This window comes from Mesorhizobium sp. M7A.F.Ca.CA.003.01.2.1 (assembly GCF_003998945.1).
GTDB classification, from domain to species: Bacteria; Pseudomonadota; Alphaproteobacteria; order Rhizobiales; family Rhizobiaceae; genus Mesorhizobium; species Mesorhizobium ciceri.
Window position 1 is genome coordinate 1 of the sequence record NZ_RZRA01000207.1, and the last position, 6,712, is coordinate 6,712.

General features: G+C 63.2%; 6 protein-coding genes. 2 read left to right on the forward strand and 4 right to left on the reverse strand.

Annotated elements, in window-relative coordinates; genetic code table 11:
• The 4 genes from EN969_RS11145 to EN969_RS11160 all read right to left on the reverse strand — a co-directional run.
• Nucleotides 1-1,453 (reverse strand): M81 family metallopeptidase (locus EN969_RS11145; protein WP_164758217.1); only part of this gene is annotated, 1,453 nt, incomplete at its 3' end.
• A 24-nt stretch (nucleotides 1,454-1,477) separates the two neighbouring features.
• Nucleotides 1,478-2,302 carry a carbohydrate ABC transporter permease gene (locus EN969_RS11150; protein ID WP_013528984.1) on the reverse strand — a complete coding sequence of 275 codons (825 nt, stop codon included), beginning with the start codon at nucleotides 2,300-2,302 and terminating at the stop codon, nucleotides 1,478-1,480.
• Nucleotides 2,299-3,168: a sugar ABC transporter permease gene (locus EN969_RS11155; RefSeq protein ID WP_024504714.1), complete on the reverse strand. Its 870-nt coding sequence runs from the start codon at nucleotides 3,166-3,168 to the stop codon at nucleotides 2,299-2,301. The genes EN969_RS11150 and EN969_RS11155 overlap by 4 nt, the downstream gene beginning before the upstream one ends.
• Nucleotides 3,169-3,660: 492 nt before the next feature.
• Complete coding sequence (locus tag EN969_RS11160; protein WP_013528982.1) at nucleotides 3,661-4,893, reverse strand: sugar ABC transporter substrate-binding protein; 1,233 nt, start codon at nucleotides 4,891-4,893, stop codon at nucleotides 3,661-3,663.
• Between the two features lie 183 nt (nucleotides 4,894-5,076).
• On the opposite strand from EN969_RS11160, the gene EN969_RS11165 reads away from it, so the two are divergent.
• Together EN969_RS11165 and EN969_RS11170 are read left to right on the forward strand one after the other, a co-directional pair.
• Nucleotides 5,077-5,865, forward strand: a complete 789-nt coding sequence (locus EN969_RS11165) for an SDR family oxidoreductase (RefSeq protein WP_063169479.1) — start codon at nucleotides 5,077-5,079, stop codon at nucleotides 5,863-5,865.
• Between the two features lie 2 nt (nucleotides 5,866-5,867).
• Nucleotides 5,868-6,712, forward strand: an 845-nt coding sequence (locus EN969_RS11170; RefSeq protein ID WP_127419126.1) for an ATP-binding cassette domain-containing protein, incomplete at its 3' end; no start/stop codon positions are given.

The window sequence follows — 6,712 nt, forward strand, 5'->3', positions numbered from 1 at the left end:
CCCTCGGCCACACCGGCCTTGTCAGCTTCTTGTAATCGGTCACCGCCGGATTGCTGGGATACGAACTCGGCGCCGAGACATAGATGATCTCGGCGGCGATCGGCTCGAAGCCGGCGTAGAAATGATTGGTCGACTTGATCAGCAGCATGTCCTTGGCTAGCGGATCGACGCCGATGTTGGAAAAGATATCCGGCTCGAAAGTCTGCGTGCGGTTGGTGTTGAGGATGATGTCGACCTCGGTGCCTTCGAGGCGGACCAGCGCCGTCGGCCCAAGCGTCACCCGGCTTGGCCCGAAACTCTGCCAGCCCTCCGCAACCGCCTTCAGCACGCGCACGCGCGCATCGATCGGCTCGCCGGCTTGCGGCCCGGCCTTGCCGCCGAAGCGCAGGTCGATGACTGCGCCCTCGCCTGCCGCCAGGCAGAAGGTGACCGCAATCGGATCCCAGATGGTCGCGACGGCGAACCTGTCCAGGCCACGCGCCAGCATCTGGCGCAGCACGAAGGTGCCGTCGCCGGGCACACCGCCGCCGGGATTGTCCCAGATATCGGCGATGACCACCGGCTTGCCCGGATTTTCTGTGCGCACGGCCAGCGCCCGATCGATGCCGTCGGCAGCACTCAGCATCGTCATCGCCGTCTTTTCGCGCAGCGCGTAGAGTTCCCGCCCGAGCCGTTCCGCCAGCGCGTCGCCCTTGGCCTTGTCATTGTCGGTGACGACCAGGATGCGCGTGCCCATCTCGGGCACATCGGCCGCCATGAAGCCGTGGATGACGGAGACCGACAGCACGCCGTCCTTGCCGTGCAGCGCCTTGATGCGATCGACGAAGGACCGCATCGGCTCGCGGCTGGTCGGCAGCACCTGGATCATGCGGCAGTCGAAGGTCGAAATCACAGGGTTGATCTCACCGCGCACTGCTGCCAGGCCAAGCTCGACGACATGTTCGCCGCGCTCGTAGAAATCGGTGTGCGGAAATTCGAGGAAATAGGCGAGAATGTCGGAGGCCGCGACGCGCTTCGGTGTCAGATGGCTGTGCGGATCGAGTTCCACGGCGATCACCACCTCCGGCCCGACCATTGCGCGAACCCGTTCGAGCAGATCGCCTTCGCAATCGTCATAGCCTTGCGCCACCATGGCGCCATGCAGGCCGAGGATGACAGCATCGACCGGCAGCGCCGCCTTGAGCTGGCCCAGAATCTCGTCGCGCAGAGCCTCATAGGTCTGCCGCTGCACCAGGCCGCCCGGCTCCGCCCAGGTGGCGGTGCCTTCGATGACGTCGAGGCCTTCGGCCACCGCACGCCGGCGTAGCGCCACCATCGGCGAGGAGCACAGCGTCGGCGTTTCCGGATGCTTGCCTGGCCCGGCATAGAAGGCCATCTCGAACGAAGCCCTATCGGTCGGCACCGGCGAGAAGGTGTTGGTTTCCGTCGCCAGCGAGGCGGTGAAAATGCGCATGAAAGCGCCGTCCTTGAATAGGCGCTATTTGACCGCCCCGAGCGCCAGGCCCCTGACGAGGTAGCGCTGCAGCCAGATGAACAGGATGGCCACCGGCAAGGTCGCCAGCAGCGTCGCGGCCATGACGTGATGCCATTCGATGGTGTAGCGGCCGGCGACCAGCGAAAACACCTGGATCGGCAGCGTGTAGCTTTCCTGGCTGCGCAGCATGGTGAGCGCCACGACGAACTCGTTCCAGGCGTTGATGAAGGTGAAGATCGCCGTCACCGCGATCGCCGGCAGGCAGAGCGGCAGGAACACCTTGCGCAAGGTCAGCCAGCGGCCGGCGCCCTCCATCCAGGCGGCTTCCTCGAGATCGCGCGGGATGGTGTCGAAATAGCTCTGCAGCATCCACACCGTGAAGGCGACGTTGAAGGCCATGTAGATGAAGCCGAGCGCCGTCGTGCTCTCGACCAGGCCCCAGGCCGCCATCAGCCGGAACAGGCCGAGCACCAGCACGATCGGCGAGATCATCTGCGAAATCAGCAGGAACTGGCGCAAGGCGCCGTAGCCGGCAAAGCGGAAGCGCGACATCGCATAGGCCGCCGGAACCGAGATCAGGATGGCGCCGACGGTGGCGATCACAGACACGTAGAGCGAATTGAGCAACGCCTGGCCGAAGCCGGTCGCCACCCACATGTCGGAAAAATTCGACCAGCGGAATTCGCTCGGCCACCAGGTCGGCGACAGCACTTCCTGTCTCGGCTTGACTGCGGTCAGGAACATCACCGCGAAGGGAAAGAGCGTCACCACGATCAGCGGCGCCAGCAGCAGCCAGGCGATGATCGAACGCTTGAGCTTGCTCGTCATGCGCGTTGCTCCCGCATCGCCAGCCGCACATAGATCATGGTGAAGACCAGCAAGATGGCGAACATCACCAGCGACACCGCCGATGCTTCGCCCAGCTTGCCGATGCGGAAGGCCAGCTTGTAGAGATGGGTGACCAGGATATCGGTCGAGTTGGCCGGACCGCCCTGCGTCATCACCCAGATGATCGGGAAGGAATTGAAGACGTAGATGGTGTTGAGCACGATGGCGATGTTGATGAACGGTTTCAGGAGCGGAAAGGTGATTTCGCGGAACTGCTGCAGCGGCGTCGCCCCTTCAAGCGCCGCCGCCTCGTAGAGATCGTCCGGGATCGACGACAGCCCGCCGAGGAAGATCGTCGTCGTGAACGGCACCGTCACCAGGATGCCGATCAGCACTTGCATCGGAAAGGCGGTTTCGGCACTCGCCAGCCACTGGATGTTGTGATCGATGAGGCCGAGGCCGATCAGCGCCGAATTGAGCATGCCGCTTTCGCCGCTCAGCGCCCAGCGCCAGACCACCGCGGTCATGGTCAGCGACACCGCCCAGGGCAGCATGATGATGACGCGGGCAATGCCGCGGCCATAGAAATCGGTGTTGAGGATCATCGCCACCGGGATCGACAAGAGAAGCGCGCCGCCGACCACCATCACCGTCCATTGGCCGGTGCGCCAAAGCGCGGCCGTGAAATCGGGATCGGCAGCGAGTGCCGCGAAATTGGCGAAGTCGTTGAAGTCACGAAGCTGGCCGAAGCGGCTGACGTCATGCGTCGAGATCTGGATCAGGTCCCAGACCGGCCAGAAGATGACCACCGCCGCCAGAAACAGGCTGGGCAAGGTCAGGAGATAGGGCAAGAAACGATTTTGCATCGGCTGGCTTTGTACCGCGTTGCGGGGAGATTGGATTTCGCTGGCTTGACAGATTGACTTGGTCCGGCCTCGTTCTTCTCAGGGCACCGCTTCAGGATTCCTTGCAACCGTCGGCGCTGCCCTCACCTGCTCGTCCGTTCTCCGCAGCAGTTGCGGAAGGGCCCCTTTCCTCTCCCCCGTCGATCGGGGGAGAGGTGTCGAGCGAAGCTCGACGGAGTGGGGGTCGACCCCTTGGGCGCAAGGCGAGACTTGCGCCTGGTGCTCTTCCTATATCCGTTCGCGGTGGCTGCCAGGTGGTTCCCCCACTCCGTCTCGGCTTCGCCGAGCCACCTCTCCCCCCTCCGGTGGGAGAGGAAAGGAGCCTGGCTGGGCGGCGTTGACATCGACGAACTATCTTTCTGCTCGAGGCTGCAAGATGTGGCGCGCCCCGCCTGAATCTGGGGCGCGCCACGGGCGCAGGGAGATACGCCCTATTCCTTCAGCACTGCCCCCCTACTTCTTCAGCACCGCATTGGCCTTGGCCGCCGCGTCCTTCAGGCCTGCCTCGGGGTCGCCGCCGAGATAGATCTTCTGCATGGCGTCCGACGTGATCTGGGCGACCTCTTCCCAGCCCGGGATGACCGGCGCGAAGCGGGCGTCGGGCAGCAGAGCGGTGAACGCGGCCAGATCGGCATTGTTGACGTAGTAGTCCATCTTGGCCTCTTCCTTGTTCACCGGCAGGAAGCCTTCGCCCTGTGTGAACTTGGCACGCTGCTCCGTGGTGAACAGGAAATCGAGCAGCTTCCAGGCCTCGTCCTTGTTCTTGGAGTTCTTGAACATGATGATGGAATCGGTGACGCCATAGGTGCCGCGCGCGCCGGTCGGTCCGGCGGGAATGGCCGCAACGCCGTATTTCAGGTTCGGCGCCTCGTCCTTGATCTGGTTGGACAGGAAGGGTGCGGTGATCATCATGCCGACCTTGCCCTGCTTGAACAGGTTCTGCACGTCCTCGCGGTTGTTGGAGGTGACGCCGGGTTCGGTCAGGCCTTCGTCGATCATCGACTTGTAAAGCTTGGCGGCTTCAAGCGCGCCGGGCGTGCTCAGGCCCGAAGTGCCGTCCTTGTTGAGGATTTCCGTGCCGTAGGACCACATCGCATAGTAGTAATAGACGTCGGTCTCGATCTCCTTGCCCTGCAGGCCGAAGCCGAACGTGCCGGACCCCAGAGCCTTGATCTTGCGCGCATCTTCCTGCAGCTCGGTCCAGTTTGCCGGTGGCTTGGCGATGCCGGCCTTCTCGAACAGCTCCTTGTTGTAGTACATGGCGCGCGCCGAGGCAGCGATCGGCAGGCCGTAGGTCTTGCCATCCATGATCGAGGGCGACAGGAAGGTGTCGATGAAGCGGTCCTTGAAGTCGGGCTTGATGTAGCCGTCGAGCGGCTCGGCGACATCCTGCTGGACGAAGTCGATCAGCCAGCGCGTGCCGATGATCGACAGATCGGCATTGGTGCCGGCGGTGATGTCGGTGGTCAGCTTCTGCAGCAGCACATCCCACGGCACCACTTCGAACTTGACCGTGATGCCGGGGTTCGCCGCCTCGAATTCCTTCTTGACGCTGTCGAAATATGGGCCAGTCTTGGCGCTGTACTCGGCCACGGTGACCCGCACCTCGCCCGCATCCGCCTGCGCCGCAATTGCCAGCATGCTCATTCCGGCCATCAGGCCGACAGTCCATTTTGCAAGACTCATTTGAACTCTCCCATTTTGATTTTTGCGCCTGCGCGCCTCTTCGTTACCCAAGCAGAAGATTTATGTTACTTTCCTACATTATCGTGGATTTGAAGGCTTGCAAGCAGATTATTCTGTTGCTTAATTACATTTTGTGGACTAGGCCTGATCCGACCTGTCGAAGATCCCGGAGGATGACGCACGGTGGTTTCGCAAACGGAACTCGAAGGCAGGGCCGAATTCGAGGGCAAGACTGTCGTTGTGACGGGTGCGGGCGGCGGCCTCGGCACGGCCATCGTGGCGCTGATGGCGCAAAGGGGCGCCAGGGTCGTAGGCTGCGACCAGTCGAGCGAGGCGTTGAAGAGCCCGTTTTTTGCCGCCCGCCACGTCTTCGATCTTCTCGACAAGGCGTCGATAGCCACAGCGATCGCCGCCATCCTCGACCGGGACGGTGTGCCCGACATTCTCATCAACAATGCCGGCTGGACGCGCGCCGAGACGCTCCCCGCGCTCAACCCCGACAGGATTGAGCAGGAACTCGACCTCAACCTGACCGGCGTGATGAATTTCGCCGATCCGCTGGTCAAGGCGATGGCCAGCCGTGGCTCCGGCAGCGTCGTCTTCATCTCCTCGGTCAACGCCATCGCGCATTTCGGCAATCCCGCCTATGCCGCGGCCAAGGCCGGCATCAACGCCTATGCCAAGGCGATCGCCGTCGAGCTCGGCCGCAGCGGCCTGCGCGCCAATGTCGTCTGCCCCGGATCGATCCGCACCGCCGCCTGGGACCACCGCCTTGCCAAGGATCCCGAAATCCTCGGCAAATTGCAGCGGCTCTATCCGCTCGGTCGCATCGTCAACGCTGCGGAAGTGGCGGAAGCCGTCGCTTTCCTTGCGTCCGATCGCGCATCGGGAGTAACAGGCGTGGTGATGCCCGTGGACGCGGGACTGACCGCCGGTTGCCTGCCCTTCATCGACGACATATTGGGAGCGTGAGCATGACCGACGTCGAGTTCCGCGACCTGTCGAAATCCTTCGGGCAGCACAAGATCCTCGAGAACATCAGCCTCGATATCAAGAGCGGCGAGTTCGTCGTCCTGGTCGGCCCGTCCGGCTGCGGCAAGTCGACCTTGCTGCGCATGCTCGCCGGCCTGGAGACGATCACTTCCGGCGATCTGTTGATCGGCGGCGTGCGCGCCAACGCGCTGCCGCCGCAGCAGCGCAACATCGCCATGGTGTTCCAGTCCTATGCGCTGTTTCCGCATCTGAAGGCATCGGACAATATCGGTTTCGGCCCGAAGATACGCGGCGAGACGCGCACGGTAATCGATGAGAAGGTCAAGAAGGCGTCCGGGGTCCTCAATCTCTTCTCCTATCTCGACCGCTATCCCCGCCAGCTGTCGGGCGGCCAGCGCCAGCGCGTCGCCATGGGCCGCGCCATCGTGCGCGAACCGTCTGTGTTCCTGTTTGACGAACCCCTGTCCAATCTCGACGCACAATTGCGCGTGCAGATGCGCGTCGAGATCAAGGCTCTGCACCAGCGGCTGAAATCGACGATCGTCTACGTCACCCACGACCAGATCGAGGCTATGACCATGGCCGACCGCATCGTCGTGATGGATCGCGGCAGGATCCAGCAGGTCGGGGCGCCGCTGGAGCTTTATGACAGGCCGGCCAACAAGTTCGTCGCCTCCTTCCTCGGCTCGCCGTCGATGAGTTTCGTCTCGGGTTCGCTCAAGACGACGCTTGAGAAAACCTGGTTCGAATCGGCCGGTGGCGGGCGGCTGGCGCTTGCCGGCAAACAGGTGCCGGCGGACAGCGCGGTGGAGGCCGGCATCCGGCC

What these genes read in the sequence shown, in the direction of transcription:
- EN969_RS11150 (WP_013528984.1), bottom strand. Translation starts at nt 2,302, where the DNA reads ATGACGAGCAAGCTCAAGCGTTCGATCATCGCCTGGCTGCTGCTGGCG.
- EN969_RS11155 (WP_024504714.1), bottom strand. Translation starts at nt 3,168, where the DNA reads ATGCAAAATCGTTTCTTGCCCTATCTCCTGACCTTGCCCAGCCTGTTT.
- EN969_RS11160 (WP_013528982.1), bottom strand. Translation starts at nt 4,893, where the DNA reads ATGAGTCTTGCAAAATGGACTGTCGGCCTGATGGCCGGAATGAGCATG.